The sequence below is a fragment of the Phyllobacterium sp. OV277 genome (genome assembly GCF_900104355.1).
Lineage (GTDB): Bacteria > Pseudomonadota > Alphaproteobacteria > Rhizobiales > Rhizobiaceae > Phyllobacterium.
This window is the reverse complement of record NZ_FNIY01000002.1, coordinates 23,349-44,600: the sequence shown is the minus strand read 5'-3', so window position 1 is coordinate 44,600 and position 21,252 is coordinate 23,349. Positions and strand designations below refer to the sequence as shown.

The 21,252-nt window shown below is 55.4% G+C and carries 19 protein-coding genes, 1 other RNA gene and 1 riboswitch; of the genes, 9 read left to right on the top strand and 11 right to left on the bottom strand.

The annotated features are described in order from the left end of the window. Positions 1-36 precede the first annotated feature (36 nt). Positions 37-1,410, top strand: coding sequence for a leucyl aminopeptidase family protein (locus tag BLU05_RS06120; RefSeq protein ID WP_091878608.1), 1,374 nt, complete (start codon positions 37-39; stop codon positions 1,408-1,410). Between the two features lie 11 nt (positions 1,411-1,421). Here the strand turns inward: BLU05_RS06120 and BLU05_RS06115 are convergent, their stop codons facing one another. Continuing rightward, entirely contained in the window at positions 1,422-2,051 is a 630-nt protein-coding gene (locus BLU05_RS06115; RefSeq protein ID WP_091878607.1) for a chloramphenicol phosphotransferase CPT family protein, read from the bottom strand. A gap of 120 nt (positions 2,052-2,171) precedes the next feature. On the opposite strand from BLU05_RS06115, the gene BLU05_RS06110 reads away from it, so the two are divergent. Beyond that, positions 2,172-2,522: a MarR family transcriptional regulator gene (locus BLU05_RS06110; RefSeq protein ID WP_091878605.1), complete on the top strand. Its 351-nt coding sequence runs from the start codon at positions 2,172-2,174 to the stop codon at positions 2,520-2,522. Beyond that, complete coding sequence (locus tag BLU05_RS06105; RefSeq protein ID WP_244518212.1) at positions 2,519-3,376, top strand: C40 family peptidase; 858 nt, start codon at positions 2,519-2,521, stop codon at positions 3,374-3,376. Before BLU05_RS06110 ends, BLU05_RS06105 begins: the two co-directional genes overlap by 4 nt. Positions 3,377-3,581: 205 nt before the next feature. Here the strand turns inward: BLU05_RS06105 and BLU05_RS06100 are convergent, their stop codons facing one another. The 8 genes from BLU05_RS06100 to BLU05_RS06065 all read right to left on the bottom strand — a co-directional run bounded on the left by BLU05_RS06100 (position 3,582) and on the right by BLU05_RS06065 (position 13,772). Beyond that, positions 3,582-4,073 carry a 6,7-dimethyl-8-ribityllumazine synthase gene (locus BLU05_RS06100; protein WP_091878602.1) on the bottom strand — a complete coding sequence of 164 codons (492 nt, stop codon included), beginning with the start codon at positions 4,071-4,073 and terminating at the stop codon, positions 3,582-3,584. A 79-nt stretch (positions 4,074-4,152) separates the two neighbouring features. Continuing rightward, a riboswitch (FMN riboswitch) is annotated at positions 4,153-4,315 on the bottom strand. A 48-nt stretch (positions 4,316-4,363) separates the two neighbouring features. Further along, positions 4,364-5,320, bottom strand: coding sequence for a 2-hydroxyacid dehydrogenase (locus BLU05_RS06095; protein ID WP_091878601.1), 957 nt, complete (start codon positions 5,318-5,320; stop codon positions 4,364-4,366). Then, the gene (locus BLU05_RS06090; RefSeq protein WP_091878599.1) at positions 5,317-6,948 is read right to left on the bottom strand and encodes an ABC transporter ATP-binding protein; all 1,632 of its coding nucleotides are present in this window, start codon (positions 6,946-6,948) and stop codon (positions 5,317-5,319) included. The genes BLU05_RS06095 and BLU05_RS06090 overlap by 4 nt, the downstream gene beginning before the upstream one ends. Next, complete coding sequence (locus tag BLU05_RS06085; protein WP_091878598.1) at positions 6,945-8,090, bottom strand: ABC transporter permease; 1,146 nt, start codon at positions 8,088-8,090, stop codon at positions 6,945-6,947. Before BLU05_RS06085 ends, BLU05_RS06090 begins: the two co-directional genes overlap by 4 nt. Next, positions 8,090-9,193 carry a microcin C ABC transporter permease YejB gene (locus BLU05_RS06080; RefSeq protein ID WP_091878596.1) on the bottom strand — a complete coding sequence of 368 codons (1,104 nt, stop codon included), beginning with the start codon at positions 9,191-9,193 and terminating at the stop codon, positions 8,090-8,092. Before BLU05_RS06080 ends, BLU05_RS06085 begins: the two co-directional genes overlap by 1 nt. 30 nt (positions 9,194-9,223) lie before the next feature. Next, a complete protein-coding gene (locus tag BLU05_RS06075; protein WP_091878594.1) occupies positions 9,224-11,101 on the bottom strand; it encodes an extracellular solute-binding protein in 1,878 nt (625 codons plus the stop codon). Continuing rightward, positions 11,098-12,930: an extracellular solute-binding protein gene (locus BLU05_RS06070; protein WP_091880086.1), complete on the bottom strand. Its 1,833-nt coding sequence runs from the start codon at positions 12,928-12,930 to the stop codon at positions 11,098-11,100. The genes BLU05_RS06075 and BLU05_RS06070 overlap by 4 nt, the downstream gene beginning before the upstream one ends. A gap of 206 nt (positions 12,931-13,136) precedes the next feature. Then, the gene (locus BLU05_RS06065) at positions 13,137-13,772 is read right to left on the bottom strand and encodes a c-type cytochrome (protein ID WP_091878592.1); all 636 of its coding nucleotides are present in this window, start codon (positions 13,770-13,772) and stop codon (positions 13,137-13,139) included. 178 nt (positions 13,773-13,950) lie between these two features. Between BLU05_RS06065 and BLU05_RS06060 the strand changes: the two genes are divergently transcribed. Continuing rightward, positions 13,951-14,691 (top strand): 3-deoxy-manno-octulosonate cytidylyltransferase, encoded by a 741-nt coding sequence (locus BLU05_RS06060; RefSeq protein WP_091878591.1) that lies wholly within the window; start codon positions 13,951-13,953, stop codon positions 14,689-14,691. Between the two features lie 2 nt (positions 14,692-14,693). Then, on the top strand, positions 14,694-15,557 hold the full coding sequence (locus BLU05_RS06055) for a prephenate dehydratase (protein ID WP_175540535.1): 864 nt from the start codon (positions 14,694-14,696) through the stop codon (positions 15,555-15,557). An 800-nt stretch (positions 15,558-16,357) separates the two neighbouring features. Here BLU05_RS06055 and nudC read toward each other — a convergent pair. Next, positions 16,358-17,302 carry an NAD(+) diphosphatase gene (gene nudC, locus BLU05_RS06050; RefSeq protein ID WP_091878589.1) on the bottom strand — a complete coding sequence of 315 codons (945 nt, stop codon included), beginning with the start codon at positions 17,300-17,302 and terminating at the stop codon, positions 16,358-16,360. A gap of 52 nt (positions 17,303-17,354) precedes the next feature. Further along, positions 17,355-17,759: an HIT domain-containing protein gene (locus BLU05_RS06045; RefSeq protein WP_091880083.1), complete on the bottom strand. Its 405-nt coding sequence runs from the start codon at positions 17,757-17,759 to the stop codon at positions 17,355-17,357. Positions 17,760-17,828: 69 nt separating this feature from the next. Between BLU05_RS06045 and ffs the strand changes: the two genes are divergently transcribed. The 4 genes from ffs (at position 17,829) to recR (ending at position 21,236) form a co-directional block, all read left to right on the top strand. Then, an RNA gene (ffs, locus tag BLU05_RS06040) (signal recognition particle sRNA small type) lies at positions 17,829-17,925 on the top strand. 72 nt (positions 17,926-17,997) lie between these two features. Next, entirely contained in the window at positions 17,998-19,860 is a 1,863-nt protein-coding gene (locus tag BLU05_RS06035) for a DNA polymerase III subunit gamma/tau (RefSeq protein ID WP_091878587.1), read from the top strand. Between the two features lie 18 nt (positions 19,861-19,878). Beyond that, positions 19,879-20,202: a YbaB/EbfC family nucleoid-associated protein gene (locus BLU05_RS06030; RefSeq protein WP_091878585.1), complete on the top strand. Its 324-nt coding sequence runs from the start codon at positions 19,879-19,881 to the stop codon at positions 20,200-20,202. Between the two features lie 428 nt (positions 20,203-20,630). Beyond that, positions 20,631-21,236 carry a recombination mediator RecR gene (recR, locus tag BLU05_RS06025; RefSeq protein ID WP_091878584.1) on the top strand — a complete coding sequence of 202 codons (606 nt, stop codon included), beginning with the start codon at positions 20,631-20,633 and terminating at the stop codon, positions 21,234-21,236. The last annotated feature ends 16 nt before the right edge of the window (positions 21,237-21,252 follow it).

Genomic DNA, 21,252 nt, shown 5'->3' with positions numbered 1-21,252 from the left:
GTAAATGCATAAAATTGACCCCAGGAGTAAACAATCATGTCTGCCGAAATCACCAAACAGAAATCATCGGGCAGCAGGCCCGTCTGGTTCGTCCCGAAGGGCGGGTTGGAGGCCCTTGGACTTGACGCGGTAACGCTCGCCTGGGCCCATGCAAACGGGTTTGAAGGTCAGGCTGGCAGGCTGCTTGTTGTTCCCGGTGAAAAGGGTGAAATATCCGGCGCACTGCTTGGCACAGGCAAAGATGAAAACCGGCTGGCCGCAGGCAAACTGGCGCAGGCTTTACCCAAAGGTGCGTGGCATCTGGTCGGTCCGGTTAACCAGCCGGATCTTGCAGCACTCGGCTTCCTGCTCGGCGGCTATAAGTTTACCCGTTATGTGAAGAAGGACGATACGGAGGTCTCGCTTGCATTGCCTGATGGCGCCGACAAGGCTGACGTCAAGCGGCAGGCAAGGGCGGTCACGCTCGCTCGCGACCTCATCAACACCCCGACCAATGATATGGGTCCCGATGCGTTGGAAGCCGCTGTGCGCAAACTGGGCGACGAGCACAAGGCATCTGTCGATGTGATCAAGGGTGATGCGCTGCTCAAGAAGAATTTTCCGATGATCCATGCCGTTGGCCGCGCTGGAAGCGAAGAGCCGCGCCTGATCGATCTGGAATGGGGCAAGAAGGATGCACCGAAGGTAACGCTTGTCGGCAAGGGGGTCTGCTTCGATACCGGCGGTCTTGATATCAAACCAGCGAGCAGCATGCTTTTGATGAAGAAGGATATGGGCGGCGCAGCCAATGTGCTGGCACTTGCCAGCATCATCATGGATGCGAAACTGCCGGTGCGTTTGCGTGTGCTGATCCCGGCTGTCGAGAACTCCATTTCCGCCAATGCCTTCCGGCCGAGCGATATCCTGACCAGCCGCAAGGGCATCACGGTTGAAATCGGCAATACCGATGCGGAAGGGCGGCTTGTCCTTGCCGACGCGCTGGCGCTGGCCGATGAGGAAGAGCCGGAAATCCTGATCGATATGGCAACCTTGACTGGCGCGGCGCGTGTTGCGCTCGGCCCTGATGTGCCGCCATTCTATTCGAACGACGAGATTTTTGCGGCCGATGTTGCCAAGGCTTCTGAAGCTGTAAGCGATCCAGTATGGCGCATGCCGCTTTGGCAGCCCTATGAGGCAAAACTTTCGTCCCGCGTTGCCGATATCAATAACGTAACAACGGATGGTTTTGCCGGTTCGGTGACAGCAGCTCTGTTCCTGAAACGCTTTGTTGAAAAGGCCAAAGTCTGGGGCCATTTCGACATTTACGGCTGGAACCCGGTGGAAAAGCCGCATTCACCCATTGGCGGTGAAGCGCAGGCGATAAGGGCGCTATATCATTTGCTGAAGACTCGTTTCCCGGCCAGCAAATAACGATGTTATGATCAGTGCCCGGCAGCGAGTTCTTCAAACGCTGTCGGGTGCACCGGACCATGATTTAGTCTTTGGGCGATCAATGCAGCACAATCCTGCGGGCTTTGTGCTGATGTGTCGACTTCCAGATCATAAATGCCGGGATGATGAACAGCCTCCTGCCAGCGAAGTACGGCTTCCGGGATTGGCGTATCAACTGTTCCCGTCTCATACTGGCCATCACGTCCCGGCTGACCGGCATTGCGGCGCTGCATGATGACCTCGAGAGAACAGCGAACGCCGACAAACAGCACCGGCAGGCCACTCAAACGCCGCGCACAATCGATGAGGATATGAAGCGGCTTTGTGTAGCTGTCGTGATGACCGATATCGGCCACGACGTTCAGGCCAAGCCGACTATGCGCCGCAATGGATTCATAAAGGGCCGCATAGAACACGGGAAGGAGCGGTTCGATATCTGGCCGCTCACCACCGGGACGCAATCCGATCCCCGGCTGATAGCGTGGTGGCGTGATCCGCATATAGTTGTCGACACCAAGATTCATCCAGACGCCGCTGAATGTTTCCTGAATGACTTCAACGATGCTGGATTTTCCGGAGCGCGGTGCTCCGTTCAGGATAATGATTTGGCCATATTCCATGGAAAACCTCGCTCTATACAGGCTCAATTTAACCCGACTTGCCGAACAAAATGAACAGCTTGCACTTAGCGTGGCAGAGAATAAAATGATACGGAACCGAAATGATCTCGGAAGCCTCTTATGCAGATTGAACTCAAGCCGTTTCAGGCGCTGACATTGTGGAAGGAAATTGCCATCTCCGAAGTGCGGGATGATGCGCATGATCTGACAATGCGGCAATTGGCCGTGCTGTTGACGGTTTATCTGGAGCCGCCGCCGCACACGATCCGTGGTATGGCTGCGAAATTGAAAGTGACCAAGCCAGTGATCACCCGTGCGCTTGACACAATGGGTGGCTATGGATTGGTGGATCGTCATCGTGATGAAAAAGACAAGCGCAATGTTCTCGTCAAGAGAACGGTAAAAGGTGCGCTCTATGTTGAAAAGCTCGGCGACCTTGTGATTGCCAAAGCAAGAGGATTACCCCTGTGACATTGGATAAACGGTTGAATGCGTTCCGCCCCGATCTGGCGGATGAAAGCCTGCGCGGGCAGGTCGAGGCGGATCAGTTTGTCGAAGGCAAGCCCATGCGCATTTCCGACCCGGTGGTTGACGTGCGTAGCGAAGCACGCGGCGATGCCGGTGTGACCACGCAATTTCTGTTCGGCGATGATGTCCTGGTGTTTGAAGACAGCAATGGCTGGTGCTGGGTCCAGAACGAACGCGATGGCTATGTAGGCTATATCGTCGATACCACGCTTGATCAGCGCTATGACGAGCCAACCCATATTGTTATCGCACCGCGCACCTTTGTCTATCCGGGTTCGGACCTGAAGTTTCCCCCAACCAACGCCCTGTCCATGGGATCGCTGGTCACGATAAAGGGCGGTGAGGAACGCCGGGGTACGCTTTATGGTCTTTTGCCAAGTGGTGAGGCGATTATTGCCAAGCATCTCGTGTCCATTGATGAAGTCACTGACGATCATGTGGCTGTGGCCGAAACCTTGATTCACACCCCCTATCTCTGGGGCGGCGTATCAGGCTTTGGCATCGATTGCTCCGGTCTCCTGCAATTGTCGCTGCTGATGACCGGACAGTCCGTATTGCGCGATTCGGATATGCAGGCGGCTTCCATAGGCGAATTGGTGGAACCGGACGAAAATTATAAAAATCTGAAGCGCGGTGATTTTGTTTTCTGGAAGGGTCACGCGGCCATGATGGCCAGCCATTCCATGCTGCTTCACGCAAGCGGCCATACCATGAGCGTGACGCTTGAACCTCTGCATGATGCTATTGAGCGGATTGATTATCTATATGGCAAGCCGACAGCGGTGCGGCGGTTGTAGTTTTTCACCCCCCTCTGGGCTGTCGCCCATCTCCCCCACAAGGGGGAGATCAGCCTTCAATACCATCTTGCACAATCTGAAACATTTCCGGTTGTGCAAAGGCGTTACTGCCAATGTGATCTCCCCCCTTGTGGGGGGTCCGAAGGACGGGCGAGACCCGTGGCTCGCCCCGGTAGCCCGACAGGGCAGAGGGGGGTGAAACCCCTCAAGCAGCCGTCAATTCAGCCACGCGCCTGAACGTTCCAATAATCTGCAAACACGCACGCGCTGCTTCCTGACCTTTGGTCAGAAAATGCTTGGTGAAGAACTCGATATGTTGTGCGTGTTCCTGAAAATGATGCGGGGTCAGCACTGCTGACAGCATCGGAACACCCGTTTCCATCTGCGCGGTGAGAAGCGCATTCACCACGGTCCCGGCGACGAAATCATGCCGGTAGATGCCGCCATCAACAACCAGACCCGTTGCAACGATTGCATCATAATGCCCGGTTTCTGCCAGCTTCTTGGCCAAAAGCGGAATATCGAATGAACCCGGCACGTCATAGACGTCGAATCGTGCGGGGATGACGCCCTGACTTTTGAGTTCGCCTTCAAAGCCGATACGGCATTGATCGACGATTTCCGAATGCCATCGCGCCTGAATAAAGGCGATGCGTGGTGCGGGATGTGGGGTATTGTTATTCTGGAACTGATCCATGTCTGTCTCCTTCGAGTTGACGTGAATCAGGGCACAACCAAAAATGCTGAGGGACTGCCTGACGGCAGCCCTTGCTTTCAGTTGTTCTCTTTCATCCGGACTATACCGTCGGCTTCGGAATTGCACCGAAATCTGCTGACCTTTCCGGTGAACCGGAAAGCGCTCGCGGGCTCGCACCTGACATCTTTCGACATCCAGTGATTACCGCCGGTGGGGAATTACACCCCGCCCTGAGAACACTTACGCGGATAATCTATCCGAACAGCAGCGGCGGTCAAAGCCAAATTTTTCTAATACTGCGCTTGTCTGTCGACAATATTTTTCAGTGGCTCACCACGCTCATAGGATTCAATCTGCGCGATGATCTCAGGAACAAGTGCGGATGGACTGGAGCTTGCCGCTGCGTGTGGTGTGATAATCACCTGTGGATGCGTCCACAATGGACTATCCTTCGGCAATGGCTCCTTGTTGAAAACATCAAGCGTGACAGCCGAGAGCATGCCGCGTTCGAGCGCCGCCAGAATATCCGCCTCGTTCTGCAGACCGCCACGACCGGCATTGATCAGGCTTGGCGGTCCAAGAGGACCGTCGTGTTTCATCTGGGCAAAAAGGCTCATGGAAAGAATGTTTTTGGTTTCCGGCGTCAATGGCAGCAGGGACACAACAATATCGGCATCCTTCAGGAAAGCCTTCAACCCATCGGGACCATGATGGCTTGTCACACCCTCGACGGACTGCGGCCTGCGGCTCCAGCCGCTCACCTTGAAGCCCAGCGCGCGCAGCTTCAGCGCAGCATCGCGGCCAAGCACGCCCATGCCGAGAATGCCGACATTGACTTCATGGGCGGCGGGCTGGCGCCGGTCTTCGTGCCAGACCTTGCCAGCCTGTTGCTGCCGGTAGCGCAAGCCGAGACGATGGTGATCCAGTACCTGCCAGACCACATATTCGGTCATGCGCATAGTCAGGTCAGGCGAGACAATGCGAACGATTGGCACATCGGGAATCCGGTCGTCATGGAAAACGTGATCAACGCCAGCACCGAGTGAAAAGATGACTTTCAGGTTCGGCAGATCGGCAAGCGATCCCGGACGCTGCTTCCACACCAGCGCATAACGGACCTTTTCCTTGTCCGTATCGGTGTTCAGCACGAGTTTGCGGGCAGGATCGTTCTTGGCAAATTCCGAGAGCCAGACTTCCGGGTCCCAACCCGTTACAGCCAGAAAAATCGTGTCGCTTGTCCCGGTCATTCGCTTACTGCTCCCTGTTCGGCCGTTTCTATCCTGAAGGCTGCTGCCATCAGTGCTTTTGTATAGTCGCTCTTCGGATTAGCGAAGATTTCCTCCGACGGACCATATTCTACCGCCTTGCCATTGCGCATCACCAGCACATCATTGGCCAGCGCTTTCACCACTTTGAGGTCGTGGCTGATGAAAAGATAGGCCAGATTGTGCTTTTGCTGCAATCCGCGCAACAGATCGACCACCTGTGCCTGCACGCTCATATCAAGCGCCGAGGTTGGCTCATCCAGCATGACAAAGCGCGGATTGAGCACCATGGCGCGGGCGATGGCGATACGCTGGCGCTGACCGCCGGAAAACTCGTGCGGATAGCGGAAGCGGTTTTCCGGATCAAGATTGACTTCCCTGAGTGCCGCGACAACCCGCGCATCACGTTCATCCGCCGACAGTTTCGGCTCGTGCACCGCGAGACCTTCAGCCACAATATCGGCAATCGACATGCGCGGCGACAGCGAACCGAACGGGTCCTGAAACACGATCTGCAATTCGCGCCGCAGGGGGCGCATCTGCTTGAACGAGAACTGGTTGATGTCCTTCTCACCAAAGCGAATGACACCTTGCGATGAAATCATGCGCGACAAGGCGAGGCCAAGCGTGGTTTTGCCCGAACCGGATTCACCGACAACACCCAGCGTCTGTCCGGCGCGAATGGTGACATCGATACCATCCACCGCCTTCACATGATCAACGGTACGGCGCAGGAAACCCTGCTTGATCGGGAACCACACCTTGACCTGTTCACCGCGCATCACAGGGGCAGCTGAAAGATCGGGGGAGGGCGGATTGCCCTTCGGTTCAGCGGCCAGAAGATGGCGCGTATAGTCGTGCTGGGGGTTGTCGAAGATTTCCTTCGTCGGCCCCGTCTCGACAATCTTGCCCTTGGTCATGACGCAGACGCGGTCGGCAATCTTGCGGACAATGCCAAGATCATGCGTGATGAACAGCATCGACATGCCCTGCGCCTTTTTAAGGTCCGCAAGCAGTTGCAGGATTTGCGCCTGCACGGTCACGTCAAGCGCTGTCGTCGGCTCATCGGCGATCAGCAGCTTCGGCTTGTTGGCCAGCGCCATGGCAATCATGACACGCTGCCGCTGCCCGCCTGACAGTTGGTGTGGATAGGCATCGAGGCGCTTTTCCGGCTCGCGGATGCCTACTTCATTGAGAAGTGCAAGCGTGCGCTGCTTGGCAGCTTTGTCGCCCATGCCCTGATGCAGCTTCAGCACTTCAACGATCTGTTTCTCGATCGAATGAAGCGGATTGAGCGAGGTCATCGGCTCCTGAAAGATCATGGTGATGTCATTGCCACGCACGCGGCGCAGATCATCCTCGTCGCTATCAAGAAGGTCCTGCCCGTTGAACAGAATTTGCCCGGATGGATGCGAAGCTGGTGGATAGGGCAGGAGCTTCAGGATCGAGAGGGCCGAGACTGACTTGCCGGAACCGGATTCGCCGACAAGGGCAACTGTTTCACCTTGAGCAATGTCAAAGGAGATGTGATCGACCGCAATCGACTGGCGGCCATTCTGGGTGAAGGCAACCGAGAGGTCACGCACGGAAAGGAGAGGGGACGCACTCATTTGAAAGCCTTGCGCGGATCGAATGCGTCACGGGTCGCTTCACCGACAAAGATCAGCAGCGACAGCATGAGCGAAATAACGATGAACCCGGTCAGGCCCAGCCATGGCGCCTGCAGATTGTTCTTGCCCTGCGCAAGCAGTTCACCAAGCGACGGCGAACCTGGCGGGAGGCCAAAGCCGAGGAAATCCAGCGACGTCAGTGTCGTGATCGATCCGTTGAGAATAAAGGGCAGGAAGGTCAGCGTCGTCACCATGGCATTGGGCAGAAGATGCCGGAACATGATGGTCCGGTCGCGCACGCCAAGCGCCCGCGCCGCATTCACATATTCAAAATTGCGGGCGCGCAGGAATTCCGCACGGACGATGCCGACAAAATGCACCCATGAAAACAGCAGCATGATCCCGAGCAGAATCCAGAAACCCGGAGGCAGGATCGAGGCCATGATGAGCAGCAGATAGAGCGTTGGCACCGAGGACCAGATTTCGATGAAACGCTGTGCCAGAAGGTCAAGCCAGCCACCGAAATAACCCTGCAATGCACCCGCCGTCACGCCGATCACAGCCGACGCTGCGGTCAGGATCAGGCCGAACAGCACAGAAATACGAAAACCATAAAGCGCACGGGCAAACACATCACGCGCCTGATCGTCGGTTCCCAGAATATTCATGTTGCCGAACGTGCAATTGGCATCGTTCACCCCTTGGGGATAGCGCGCACAACGCTCCTCAGCCGTATAGAGCCAGAATGGCTTTGACGGTGCCGTATCGGGAAGCTCGTTGTTGACGGTCCGGTAGGAGTAGCGAACCGGCGGCCAGATGGCCCAGCCATGAGCCTTGATCTCATCCTGAATGACCGGATCGCGATAATCCGTCACCGCATAGAAGCCGTTGAATTTTTCCTCCGGATAATCGACCAGCACCGGAAACAGGATTTCGCCCTTGTAGGAAACGATGATTGGCTTGTCATTGGCAATGAGCCCGCCGCCAAGTGAACCAATGAACAGGAACAGGAATATCCACAACGCCCACCAGCCGCGCCGGTTGGCCTTGAAATTCTGCCAGCGCCGGGCGTTGAGCGGTGACATACGCGGACGACGCGTTGCGGCGGGTGTTGCTTGGGTGCCGATGGTCGTATCGCTCATCAGACGTCCCTCCGCTCAAAATCGATACGCGGATCGATCCACGTATAAAGCAGATCGGAGAGAAGGCTGATCACCACGCCAACCAGCGCGAAGATATAGACCGTGGCAATCACCACAGGATAATCCCGGTTGATGATCGATTCATAGCCAAGCAATCCAAGCCCATCGAGCGAGAAGATCGCCTCAATCAGCAGCTGGCCGGTGAAAAAGATCGAGATGAACGCGCTGGGAAACCCGGCGATGACAATCAGCATGGCATTGCGGAAGACATGACCATAGAGAATCTTGCGTTCGGTCAGGCCTTTGGCGCGCGCTGTCGTGACATATTGCTTGCGGATTTCATCGAGAAACGAGTTCTTGGTCAAAAGCGTCGTCGTCGCGAAGGCCGAGAGCAACATGGCGGTCAAGGGCAAGGCGATATGCCAGGCATAGTCGACAATCTTGCCGAAGAAGGAGAGGTCGGCGAAATTGTTCGAGGTCAGGCCGCGCAGCGGGAACCAGTCAAAGAATGAGCCACCGGCAAAGAAAACGATGAGCATGATACCGAACAGAAACCCCGGTATGGCGTAACCGACAATGACAACGGCACTGGTCCAGACGTCGAAGGCAGAGCCATCCTTGATGGCCTTGCGAATCCCCAGCGGTATGGAAATCGCATAGGATATCAACGTCATCCATAGCCCCAGCGATATGGAAACGGGCAGTTTTTCCTTGATGAGCTGCACCACGCTGATATCGCGGAAATAACTCCGGCCAAAATCAAAGCGCAGATAGTTCCACACCAGAAGGCGGAAACGCTCCAGCGGTGGTTTGTCCAAGCCGAACTGCTTTTCAAGGCTGGCGATAAAGGCAGGGTCGAGGCCCTGCGCACCACGATATTTCGAATTGGCTGCGCCCGTGCCAAGCGATTCATTGGTCTGGCCAAAATCGGCTCCGCCACCGCCGATACGATCAAGTGCATTGCCGCCCTGACCGGTCAACTGACCGATAATGCGCTGCACAGGACCACCGGGCACGAATTGTACAATCACGAAGCAGACTAGCAAAACTCCGAACAGGGTCGGTATCATCAGAAGCAAACGCCGTAGAATATAGGCTCCCATTAAGACGGTGCTCCGCAGGGGAGGATCAGTTCAAAACTTGCCAATTGCCTTTGCCTTTGCTTCGTCACGCCACCATAGCGTTTCCACCGGAAAACCATAATCGGGCTTCGGCTCCTTGAAACCGAACATATCCCAATAGGCGATCAGGTGATTCGCACTATACCAATTTGGAATCCAGTCGCGTCTTATACGCAAGAGCCGATCCAGAACACGCATAATCGTGATCAGCTCCGCCCGCGATTTGGCCCCGCTCACCTTCTGGATCAGCGCATCCACGGTTGGGTCGGCGAGACCGGGAAAATTTGTTGATCCCGGAATAGCTGCGGATTTGGAGCCGAACATTGCCTGCAGGCTTTCCTCGGTCGGCGTCGGGCCAAGCGAATAGGCTGCGCCGATCATATCGAAATCGAAATCCTGCAGCCGGACCTGATATTGTGTGGGATCAACCAGCCGCAACGATGCATTGATGCCGATGGCGTTGAGGTTGTTGATGAACGGCGTTGAAGACCGGGTGAAGACTTCGGCAAAAATCAACAGCTCAAGATTGAGCGGTTTGCCTTTGGAATCGGCAAATTTGCCATTCTGGCGAGTGAATCCCGCCGCTGTTATCAACTCGACCGCACGCCGCAGATTGTTTCTGTCGCGTCCTGATCCATCCGAGGTTGGTTGCAGAAGCGCATCACCGAAAATCTCCGGCGGTAGCTTATCGCGCAGTGGCTCCATGACAACAAGTTCTTCCGGCGATGGCTTGCCTTCGGAGCGAAACTCCGACTTCTCAAACAGAGATTGCGATCGGTTGTAGACGTCGTAAAAAAAGTTCTTGCTGGTCCACTCAAAATCAAAGCAGAGCGCAATGGCTTCCCGCACGCGCTGATCCCGGAATTGTTCGCGGCGCTCATTGATTGCCCATGCCTGTAGCACTGGACGCTTTTCGCTTGAGAATTCGCGTTTCACCACGCGTTTTTGCTGAATGGCCGGAAAATTATATTCCGTCACCCATGTTTTGGCGACAGATTCAGTTCTCCAATAGATATCGCCCTTCTTGAAGGATTCGAAATCTGCCTGACGCTCGCGAAAGAACTCGATGCGAATGCGATCAAAATGATTGGAGCCGCGCTGGACAGGCAAATCCTTCGCCCAATAGTCCGCGACCCGTTCATATTCGATTGTTTGTCCCACCAGAATTGTTGCGGCACGATAGGCCCCCGAACCCAGTGGCGCTTCCAGCGTCGAGGCGTCAAAATCGCGCGTCGCATACCAGGCTTTGGAAAAGATCGGTATTGTCGCAGCAATATCGAGAATGGCGCGATCGGAATGCTTGCCGGAAAAGCCAAGACGCAGCGTATGATCATCCTGCGCGACAATCTCTTTAAGTTCCGCCATCAGGACGATGAGATCGGGATGGCCTTTGGTCTTGAGTGTTTCATAACTGAATGCAGCATCATGCGCCGTCAGCGGCGAACCATCATGAAAACGCGCTTCAGGCCGCATCTTGAAGACAAATGTCTTTTTATCTTCGGAAACCGTCACATTCTCGGCAACCAGCCCGTAGATCGAATCAGGCTCATCCAGCGCTGATGCCATCAGTGTGTCGAAACACAGTTCGATACGGGGCGGCGCATCACCGCGCGCGCTGAAACCATTCAATGTGTTGAAGGTTTGCGGCGACTGATTGAAAAACCAGGTACCGGGTGAAAAACAGAAGGTGCCACCCTTCGGCGCATCGGGATTGGTGTATTCAAAATGGGTGAAATCCGCCGGATATTTCAGCTCGCCAAAAGCCGAAAGGCCATACAGTGGCACACCGGTTTTGACCTCCGCCAGCGCCACGCGCGGGGCGAGCGCTGACAGCGCCGCCGCACTGGAATATTTCAGCAGGTCCCGGCGGTTAAGACGGCTTCCCATCATTGCGCCCGGGCTTTCAGCGCTTGTTCCTTGGCGGTGTCGATCCACCATGAATAGGGATCAACGCCAATATAGTCCGGTTGCTTGTCGGGCATGCCAAACTTGTTCCAATACGCAATCTTGGTTCTGTCATCGTACCATTGCGGTACAACGTAGTAATTCCACAGGAGAACCCGGTCGAGCGCATGGGTCGCGGCTACGAGTTCCTCGCGGTCCTTGGCAAAAATGACCCTGTCGATCAGCTTGTCGATTGCCGGATTTTTGATGCCCATGTAGTTGCGGCCACCGGGCGTATCTGCGGTAACAGACCCCCAAAAATCCCTTTGCTCGTTACCCGGCGACAAGGTTTGCCCGATCCCGGAGATCGCGAGGACGTCATAATCATAGTCATTGACTCTGGCTGCATACTGTACGGCGTCCACCGCCCTCATTTGCGCGTCAATGCCCAGTTTTCGAAGGCTGGCCATAAATGGTCCGACCGTACGTTCATTGCTGGGATCATCGGCAAGAAACTCAATGGTCAGCGGCTGGCCGGTTATAGTATTGACCAGTTTTCCGTTCTTTTGATCATAACCAGCATCCCGCAGCAGTGAGACAGCTTTTCGCAAATTGTCACGTTGTGCCTGCGGCGTGTCGGAAACGGGATTCTTGAATTCCTCGGTAAAAACACCTTCCGGAACTTCGTCTTTAACCGTCTGTAGAATTTCAAGTTCTTTGCCTGCTGGAAGGCCGCTTGACGCCAGTTCAGACCCCGCGAAATAACTGTCTATCCGCTTATACTGCCCGAAAAATGCATTCTTGCTCATAGTCTCAAAGTCGAAGGCGTAATTCAGTGCTTCGCGTACTCTGATATCCTTGAATTTGTCGCGCCGTGTGTTTAGCAAGAACCCTTGCATACGACCTGAAGATCGCTCCGGATATACCGCTTTGACGACATCACCTCTTGTGAATGCGGGGAAGTCGTAACCGCGCATCCAACGGCCAATGCTTGGTTCGCCCCGTAAATCCTGGAATCCGCCCTTTTTGAAGGCCTCCCAACTGGCATTCGCGTCACGGAAGTATTCATAACGAATACGATCAAAATTATAGCGCCCGACATTGCTGGGTATGTCTTTGCCCCAATAATCAGGGACACGGCTCCATGTTATGGTTTTGCCTAAGTCGACACTTTCAATCTTGTAGAACGAAGAACCAAGCGGAATTTCTGTCGTGGGCTTGGTGATATCGCGTTTCTTGCCGGATGGATCAGTGCCCTCCCACCAGTGTTTTGGCAGTATTGGATATTCGCCAACGATACTTGGCAATTCACGATTTCCACCGCTGGCAAAGGTAAAGGTGACTTCACGATCGCCCGTTTTTTCAGCCTTTGTCACATCATGGTAGTACTTATTATAAATTGGGCTTTGCGCCTTCAGAATATCAAAAGACCAGATCACATCCTCGACGGTGATGGGCTCACCATCATGCCATTTCGCTGCCGGGTTCAAACGAAACTTTACCCAGGAAAAATCATCCGGGTAGGCAATGGCTTCGGCAAGCAGACCGTAATTTGTTGCTGGCTCATCAAGGGCGCGGTTAAGAAGTGTGTCATACAGTAGTCCACCCAAAATTGTGCCACCGGGAAGCCCCGCCGCAGCGGTTCCCTGAACGACAAAGGGATTGAGACTATCGAATGAACCCTGTGCAATCTGGTTTAGGGTGCCGCCCTTAGGGGCATCGGGGTTCACAAAATCATAATGTTTGAAATCTGGCCCATATTTGGGCGTGCCTAAGGCGCTCACCGCATGCCGCCATTCTGGCTCCGCAGCCCTCGCATTTGACAGGGGAGCCATCGCGGTGATGGCGAGGAGGGCGAGGCTGGCAACGAGTGGGCGGAAGTGCAAATCAGGTCTCCACAATTTCTCTTTTGGGTCAGTCTAAGAGAAAATGCGGCAGAGAACAGGCCTTCAGCAAAAAAACACGCAGTCTTGATGGCGAGATCAGTCCGATACAAAAAAGCCGGGCACAAGGCCCGGCTTTCAGTGTTCTTTTGTTTGGCTTATTTCGCTGGGGCAGGTGCTGCGCCTTCAGCAGGCTTTGCGCCCTCGGCTGGCTTGTCGCCGCCCGCGGGTGCTGCATCGGCAGCAGGAAGCGGTTTCGGGCTGTCGGAGAGTGTGCGCAGGTAAGCAATCAGATCGGCGCGCTCATTGTCCTTCTTGTCGCCGGCAAAGCCCATGGCTGTGCCCTTGATATAGGCCTTTGGCGAGGTCAGGAAGTGATTGAGATGGTCAAAAGTCCAGAGCTCCTTGCCGCCTTTCGAAAAATCCTTGATGGCGCCGGAATAGCTGAAGCCTTCATGGGTAGCCATTGGACGATCAACAATGTCCCAAAGGTTTGGGCCAACCTTGTTTGCTCCGCCCTTTTCGCCGGTGTGGCAGGCCTGGCAGCGCTTGAAAACAGCTTCACCGCGTGTCGCATCGGCAGATGCCAGCAGTGTTGCAATCGGCACGGCAGCCGCAGCGGCCGGTGCGCCGGCTTCGCCTTCACCGCCAGCTTCCGCTGCCTGAATGATGAAACCGGGTTTTTCGGGCGCATGTGAATCAAATACGAAATCCGAAAGGATGCCCGCTGTCATGACAACGAAGACTGTTGCCAGAAACGCCATGGCATATTTGTTGAACGCGCTCGAATCCATTGTCGATCATTGCTCCTCTTGCGGAGGTTCTCATTATCTGGTCAATGCAAACAGCTGCATTTACTTGACGAGAGTCCCCTCGTGATCGCGCGGAAACTAGGTCTTTTGCTCAAGACTTGCAACACATATAAGGGCTGTTCTGCCTGAGACTTTTTGACACCGTAGGTTACTTGCGACGATGAAAACATTGACCCTGATTCCCGCCCGTATGGCCTCCACCCGGCTTCCCGGTAAGCCATTGGCCGATATTGCCGGAAAGCCGATGATCGTGCATGTGGCCGAACGTGCGCTGGCCGCAGGACTTGGCCGCGCTGTTGTTGCCACCGATAGTGCCGAGGTGAAAGCCGCGGTCGAAGCGCACGGACTGGAAGCTGTGATGACGCGCAGCGATCATGAATCCGGTTCGGACCGTATCTATGAAGCACTGCTGGCGCTCGATCCGGATGGCACTGTCGATGCCATCGTCAACGTGCAGGGTGATCTGCCGACCATTGATCCTGAACTGGTCAGGCGTGCCCTTTTGCCGCTGCAACAGGGGCCTGCCGATATCGCCACATTGTGTGTTGAAATCATCAGGGATGACGAGAAGACCAACCCCAATGTTGTGAAAGTGGTTGGATCTGGCATTGGTACAGGCAAAATGCGCGCTCTCTATTTTACTCGCGCGACAGCGCCTTACGGCAATGGCCCGCTTTATCATCACATCGGTCTTTACGCCTATCGTCGCGCGGCGCTGGAGCGCTTCGTCGGCCTCGGGCCTTCACCGCTGGAACAGCGCGAGAAACTGGAACAATTGCGCGCGCTGGAAGCCGGTATGCGCATCGATGTCGAGATCGTTGATTCGGTGCCACTGGGTGTTGATACCCCTGAAGATCTCGAACGGGCACGTGATATTCTTACATTCATAAAGGGCAATTGATTATGGCCAAAACCAACCGCATCTCCTTTCAGGGCGAACCGGGTGCCAATTCCGACACAGCGTGCCGGAACATGTTTCCGCAGATGGAACCGCTGCCATGCCCGACCTTCGAGGATGCGTTCAATGCGGTTGAGAGCGGTGCAGCCGATCTTGCCATGATCCCGATCGAGAACACGATCGCTGGCCGTGTGGCTGACATCCACCATTTGTTGCCGGAATCGCGTCTGCATATCGTTGGCGAGTACTTTCTGCCTATTCATTTCCAGTTGATGGTTCTGCCTGATACAAAACGCAGCGATATTGTCACTGTTCACAGCCATATCCATGCGCTGGGCCAGTGCCGCAAATATATCCGCAAGAATGGCTGGAAGCCGGTTATTGCCGGTGACACCGCCGGTGCAGCGCGGCTGGTTTCCGATGTGAAGGACAAGACCATGGCAGCGCTTGCACCGCGTCTTGCCTCCAGCCTCTACGGTCTCGATATTCTGGAAGAGGATGTCGAGGACACCGAGAACAATGTGACGCGCTTCGTCGTTCTTACGAAAACGAAGAAATGGGCCCCGCGCAAGTCGGACGAACTCATGATGACGACGTTTGTGTTCCGCGTACGCAACGTACCTGCCGCGCTCTATAAAGCCATGGGCGGCTTCGCGACGAACAGCGTCAACATGACCAAGCTGGAAAGCTATCAGATCGACGGCAAGTTCACGGCAACGCAGTTCTATGCGGATATTGAAGGACATCCTGATGACAAGAATGTCGCCCGCGCGCTGGAAGAGCTGGAATTCTTCTCCAAGGAAGTACGGATTCTGGGCGTCTATCCCGCAGATACTACATTCCGCAGTTCACAGAGTGATGACGAGTAGGTAGCTATTGGCTTCTGCTGCATGAAACACGCATCAGTGGTGCTCACCCCCCTCTGTCCTGTCGGACTACCGGGGCGAGCCACGGGTCTCGCCCGTCCTTCGGACCCCCCACAAGGGGGGAGATCACATTGGCATTAATGCCTTTGCACAACCGGAAATGTTGCAGATTGTGCAAGAACCGTATTGAAGGCTGATCTCCCCCCTTGTGGGGGAGATGTCCGACAGGACAGAGGGGGGTGAATACATCCACCAACATTGCAGTTGCGGAACAAGCTTCCCCATTGCCACGCCCGCTTTTGCGTCTGGCTATTGATAAGGTGGGAAAGACGGGCGATCCAAAGGGGAACGCGGGGTCTTGGTATTGGTAGTGTAATCAATGCGTTCCCCGGAGATTTTCCTGTTCGAACCAAGAAAATAACCGGATCACCCGTCTCGATGACTGGTTTTACCCTTCTGAGATAAAACCGCTTCCTCTGCGGTTGGGGTCTCCCCGCAGATGAAATCACCGATCCTTTCCTGACTTCAGAAGGTTTCCGGAGCATTCCCGCCGGAAAGGACACCATCAGAATAAGCGAGGTGGGATGGTGTTGGATAAGTTGGTGTGATTTTTTTTGAAAAGATTGTTGCAGTAACATTGTCGCGCCCTTCGACAAGCTCAGGATGAGGGAGAGGGAGGGTTGCAAAGATAATCGCCGACATTTCAGATCACAGGTGTTGCAGCGCAAAGGTTGCAGAATATAGCTCCCTTACATCACCCAAGCCCCTCATGGTGAGCTTGTCGAACCACGAACCACAACACCTTACGTTCCGCTCTCAACCCAACTGCGGATGAGATGGGCGGCAATGGCGCCGGGAGGGGGTGTCATCAACCCGTCCGGATGGGTACGGTCCAGCATCAAGACGACTTCCTCGCGCGTAAACCAGCGTCCCGCTTCCAGTTCCGCCTTATCAAGCGTGTAGTCGTCGGACAGTGCTTCCGCATGGCAGCCAATCATCAACGAATAGGGAAACGGCCACGGCTGCGACGCGTGATAGACAACGCGGCCGATGGGAAGGTTTGTTTCTTCGAGCGTCTCGCGCCGTACGGCATTTTCAATGGTTTCACCGGGTTCAATAAATCCGGCAAGGCAGGAATACATGCCCGGCCCAAAATGGGCGCCGCGCGCCAGCAGGCACTTGTCGCCGCGCACCACCATCATGATGGCTACGGGATCGGTACGGGGGAAATGCTGGGCGTCGCAATTGGGGCATGTACGGCGATAACCGCCATCCCGCATCACTGTTTCCGAACCGCAGCGTCCGCAGAAGCGATGATTCTCATGCCAGGTCAGCAATGAGACCGCCTGCGCCATCGCGCCGAGCTGATCCTCAGGGATAAGACCCTGCGTATAAACAGGGCGATATTCAATGGCCTTGATTGTTTCCGGCAGTGCCGCGAGATCGACGCCGCTTAAAGTCGCGAGAACCGGCGTCTCGTCCTGCATGCCCAAATAGATCGTCCTGTTCGGGTTCGGCAGCAATGCGACAGCATCTTCAAGGGCGAAAAGAGCATTGCTGATGCCGTCACCTTGGGCCACCAGCACATGACCTTGTCCAATCAGCAGCATGCGTGTGTTTGTGTCCGCCAGTGCAACCGTGACCACATCATCGCTGCGCTTTTCCGCATGGCGGTTGATCCGGTTGCCGGCAAAACCGACGAAATGGCTCGCTTCCGCTTCCGGAACATCATAAAGGCGAAACGACATGGATGAAGCTCCAGAAAACTGGTCCGGAAAAGGACTCACATGGTGTGAATGATTAGATAGCCCCGAGAATGGCGTTCGCAAAGTCCCTTGCATCTTTTTCGCCATAGGGTTCGCGAATACCATGTCCCCAGACAGGTCCGGGCCAGGCCGGATCGCCCGTGTTGCGGGCGATCACATGCAAATGCAGCTGCCGCACAATATTGCCAAGTGCGCCGGTATTGATCTTTTCGCAATTGGCGACAGTTTTCAGCGCCTGTGCCGCTATTCCAGACTCGAAAACAAGCATGGTCTGATCAAGCGGCGTGAGGTCATGAATCTCGCTGATTCCAACCCGTTGCGGCACGAGAATAAGCCAGGGCCAGCGCCGGTCATTCATCAGGCGCAGGTCGCAAAGGCCCAGCCTTGCAATGGGAATTGTATCAGCTGCAAGTTTGCTATCGAGTATGAACGTCATGATTTGCAACAAATAGCAGTTTTTTTGTCGTTCCGCTTGCTTTTTGCGTAAAGATTGCCGATATGAGCCTCGGGAGGTTGGTGGTGGACGAGCCACTCGCCAACCGGGTCAGGTCCGGAAGGAAGCAGCCCCAACGAGCCAGGCACGGGTCGCCGTGCCAGCCTCCCACCCTTTATCCTCTTCAAAGCCGTTATCCGGCATTGACGCTGCGGTGTGCGGCGGTACAAACTTGTCTGACGCAATGAAGAGCAATGCAGGAGCGGAATCAACCGGGATGGACACCAAAACGGCAGATAGCGCCTATCGCGTGCTCGCCCGCAAATATCGCCCGCAGAATTTCGACGATCTGGTCGGCCAGGAACCTATGGTGCGCACGCTCACCAATGCGTTCGAGACTGGCCGTATAGCACAAGCATGGATGCTGACCGGTGTGCGCGGGGTGGGCAAGACCACCACAGCCCGTATTCTGGCCCGAGCACTCAATTACAAGACAGCTGAGATCGACAAGCCGACCATCGATTTGTCTGTTCCCGGTGAACATTGTCAGGCGATTATGGAAGGCCGCCATGTCGACGTGATCGAGATGGATGCCGCCTCCCATACGGGTATCGATGATATCAGAGAGATCATCGAGCAGGTGCGCTACCGCCCGGTTTCGGCCCGCTACAAAGTCTATATCATCGATGAAGTACACATGCTGTCCAATCAGGCCTTTAACGGCCTGCTGAAAACATTGGAAGAGCCACCACCCCACGTCAAATTCATTTTTGCCACGACGGAAATCCGCAAAGTTCCGATCACGGTCCTGTCGCGCTGCCAGCGTTTCGACCTGCGCCGCATCGACGCGAATATGCTGACTGGCTTGTTGAAGAAGATTGCCGACAAGGAAAGCATCACGGTTGATGCGGCATCGCTGGCGATGATTGCCCGCGCCGGTGAAGGCTCGGCGCGCGATTCTCTGTCGATCTTCGATCAGGCGATTGCCCATGGTGCTGGTAATGTCGATGCGCAAACCGTGCGTTCCATGCTGGGGCTTGCGGATCGCGCCCGTATCATCGATCTGTTTGAAATGCTGATGCGCGGTGACGTGGCGTCGGCTCTGCGCGAGTTTCGCGCGCAATATGATGTCGGGGCTGATCCAAGCGTTGTGCTTTCCGATCTTGCCGATTTCAACCATCTGGTGACACGCATACGTTTCACTCCCGATGTGGCTGATGATATTTCCCTGTCGGAAGACGAACGGGTACGCGGCAGGGATTATGCGGAAAAGCTTTCCATTCGCGTGCTCTCCCGCACATGGCAGATGCTGCTCAAAGGCATTGTCGAGGTGGATGCATCCAACCGTCCGGTGCAGGCCGCCGAAATGCTGCTGATCCGGCTGGCCCATGCGGCAGATTTACCGACATTGGATGAAGCGCTGAAATCGCTGGAGAACGGTGCGTCTCCATCAGGCCAATCGCCGCGAAACGATGGCCCGCGCCCCGGCAATGGGGGTGGACAGGCTTTGGGCCGTTCGGCACCGGCGGATGCGGTAGCACCTGCCCGTAGTGCCGTAAGTTCAGGCGGCGGTGCCACCATGCGGTTGGTTGAGCAAACGGTACAACCAGAGCCTGTTGTGCAGGTTCAGCCCGTGGTGGAAGAACAGGCTCCATCGGTTCCCGTAAACAGTATTGCCGATATCGTCGCGCTCGCGGAAAAAGAGCGCAACATGCAGTTCAAGATTCTGGTCAAGAATTGCGTCCGGCTCGTCAGCATCAAGCCGGGAAGGCTTGAGATCAATCTGACCGACGATGCGCCCAAAACCCTGATCACGGATCTGTCGCAAAAACTGACCGCATGGACCGGCTCACGCTGGATGGTATCGCTGTCCCGCGAGCAGGGCGGGAGGACGATCAATGAAACCGAAACGGCGCGGCGCGATTCGATGCTCAGCGATGCGCGCGCTGATCCGGACGTGGCAGCGATCCTGTCGCGGTTTCCCGGGGCGAAGATTATCAATGTGCGGATTGCAACGCCTGCCGGGCAGGCCAATGGCGATCCGGATGCAATGGACGGAACAGGCCTTGGCGATGACACGCTGGCGCCCGTCGAAGAAGACGATTGATCAAAAGGAGTTTTTCCCATGCGTGACATTATGGGCATGATGAAACAGGCCAAGGAAATGCAGGGCAAGATGGCCGCCATGCAGGAAGAAATCGCAGCGCTTGAAGCTGAAGGGCATTCGGGCGGCGGTCTCGTCACGGTGAAGCTGTCAGGCAAGGGTGCGTTGACCTCGCTCAAGATCGATCCGTCCCTGTTTAAGGAAGATGATGTGGAGATTCTTGAGGATCTGATTATCGCTGCCCATAACGAGGCCAAGGCGAAGGTCGAGGCTATTATGGCGGAGAAGACTCAGGCGCTCACCGCTGGTCTGCCGATCCCGCCCGGTTTCAAGCTGCCGTTTTGATCGCGAGCGTTGCAATCACAAGTTTATTGGAAATAGAGAAAGTTTGGCCTATACTGGCCCGGAGTTGGAGACGAGCTTTCGCCCGTCTCCTGTCCTCATTTTGAAAATTGAACCCGGACGGTCCATGACCAGCTCGTCCGGGTTTTCTTCATAATGAGGGTAATACTAAACGGAAAAATCCGCATAATTTCACCTCCAAGTTCAAAGGCAAGGCTGTTGCTACAGTCGGGTAGCCCATTCTCCCGATGCACCGGCTGGCACAGTGCTGCTGCTTCGCCTTCGAACCATTGCGTCTTGCAACGCTTGCGGTGATGATTACTTGGTTCTTGGCTGTCGGCAACGAATGCAGGGTTGTGAAATTTCGGCCACTTTCCGCTCAGGTTGCGTCTGCGATTCCCTACAAGCCGAATTTGCTTTAAACCGTCGATATGTCGAAACGAATCGCCGGTCCTGAAATTGAACGCCTGATCCAGCTTCTGGCCAAAGTGCCGGGCCTCGGGCCGCGTTCTGCACGCCGGGCGGCGCTGCATCTGATCAAGAAAAAAGAAGCACTGCTCATCCCGCTCGGTTCCGCCATGCAGGATGCAGCGGAAAAGGTACGCATCTGTTCCACATGCGGCAATGTCGATACGTCTGATCCCTGCATGATCTGCACCGACCCGCGCCGGGAACGGGCGACGCTGATTGTGGTCGAGGATGTTTCCGATCTTTGGGCGCTTGAGCGTGCCGGCTCCATGAATGTCCGCTACCATGTGCTTGGCGGCCGCCTGTCGCCGCTGGATGGTGTCGGCCCTGATGATCTCAACATTGCAAGCCTTGTCAGCCGGGTGGCGGAAGGCGAGATCAAGGAGGTCATTCTCGCTGTCAATGCGACTGTTGAGGGGCAGACAACGGCGCATTACATCACCGACCAGCTGGCGGATTTCGAAGTGCGCATCACACGGCTTGCCCATGGGGTGCCTGTCGGCGGCGAACTGGATTATCTGGATGAGGGCACGCTGACGGCGGCCCTGCGTGCACGGACGACGTTATAGGGAGAAGGCTTTTGAT

Bases quoted from the DNA above. Each gene is read 5' to 3' on its own strand.
- BLU05_RS06075 (WP_091878594.1), bottom strand. From the start codon at position 11,101: ATGATGGGAAGCCGTCTTAACCGCCGGGACCTGCTGAAATATTCCAGT.
- BLU05_RS06120 (WP_091878608.1), top strand. From the start codon at position 37: ATGTCTGCCGAAATCACCAAACAGAAATCATCGGGCAGCAGGCCCGTC.
- BLU05_RS06030 (WP_091878585.1), top strand. From the start codon at position 19,879: ATGCGTGACATTATGGGCATGATGAAACAGGCCAAGGAAATGCAGGGC.
- BLU05_RS06110 (WP_091878605.1), top strand. From the start codon at position 2,172: ATGCAGATTGAACTCAAGCCGTTTCAGGCGCTGACATTGTGGAAGGAA.
- BLU05_RS06095 (WP_091878601.1), bottom strand. From the start codon at position 5,320: ATGACCGGGACAAGCGACACGATTTTTCTGGCTGTAACGGGTTGGGAC.
- BLU05_RS06060 (WP_091878591.1), top strand. From the start codon at position 13,951: ATGAAAACATTGACCCTGATTCCCGCCCGTATGGCCTCCACCCGGCTT.
- nudC (WP_091878589.1), bottom strand. From the start codon at position 17,302: ATGTCGTTTCGCCTTTATGATGTTCCGGAAGCGGAAGCGAGCCATTTC.
- recR (WP_091878584.1), top strand. From the start codon at position 20,631: ATGTCGAAACGAATCGCCGGTCCTGAAATTGAACGCCTGATCCAGCTT.
- BLU05_RS06115 (WP_091878607.1), bottom strand. From the start codon at position 2,051: ATGGAATATGGCCAAATCATTATCCTGAACGGAGCACCGCGCTCCGGA.
- BLU05_RS06090 (WP_091878599.1), bottom strand. From the start codon at position 6,948: ATGAGTGCGTCCCCTCTCCTTTCCGTGCGTGACCTCTCGGTTGCCTTC.
- BLU05_RS06080 (WP_091878596.1), bottom strand. From the start codon at position 9,193: ATGGGAGCCTATATTCTACGGCGTTTGCTTCTGATGATACCGACCCTG.
- BLU05_RS06070 (WP_091880086.1), bottom strand. From the start codon at position 12,930: ATGGCTCCCCTGTCAAATGCGAGGGCTGCGGAGCCAGAATGGCGGCAT.
- BLU05_RS06085 (WP_091878598.1), bottom strand. From the start codon at position 8,090: ATGAGCGATACGACCATCGGCACCCAAGCAACACCCGCCGCAACGCGT.
- BLU05_RS06065 (WP_091878592.1), bottom strand. From the start codon at position 13,772: ATGGATTCGAGCGCGTTCAACAAATATGCCATGGCGTTTCTGGCAACA.
- BLU05_RS06035 (WP_091878587.1), top strand. From the start codon at position 17,998: ATGAAGAGCAATGCAGGAGCGGAATCAACCGGGATGGACACCAAAACG.
- BLU05_RS06100 (WP_091878602.1), bottom strand. From the start codon at position 4,073: ATGGATCAGTTCCAGAATAACAATACCCCACATCCCGCACCACGCATC.
- BLU05_RS06055 (WP_175540535.1), top strand. From the start codon at position 14,694: ATGGCCAAAACCAACCGCATCTCCTTTCAGGGCGAACCGGGTGCCAAT.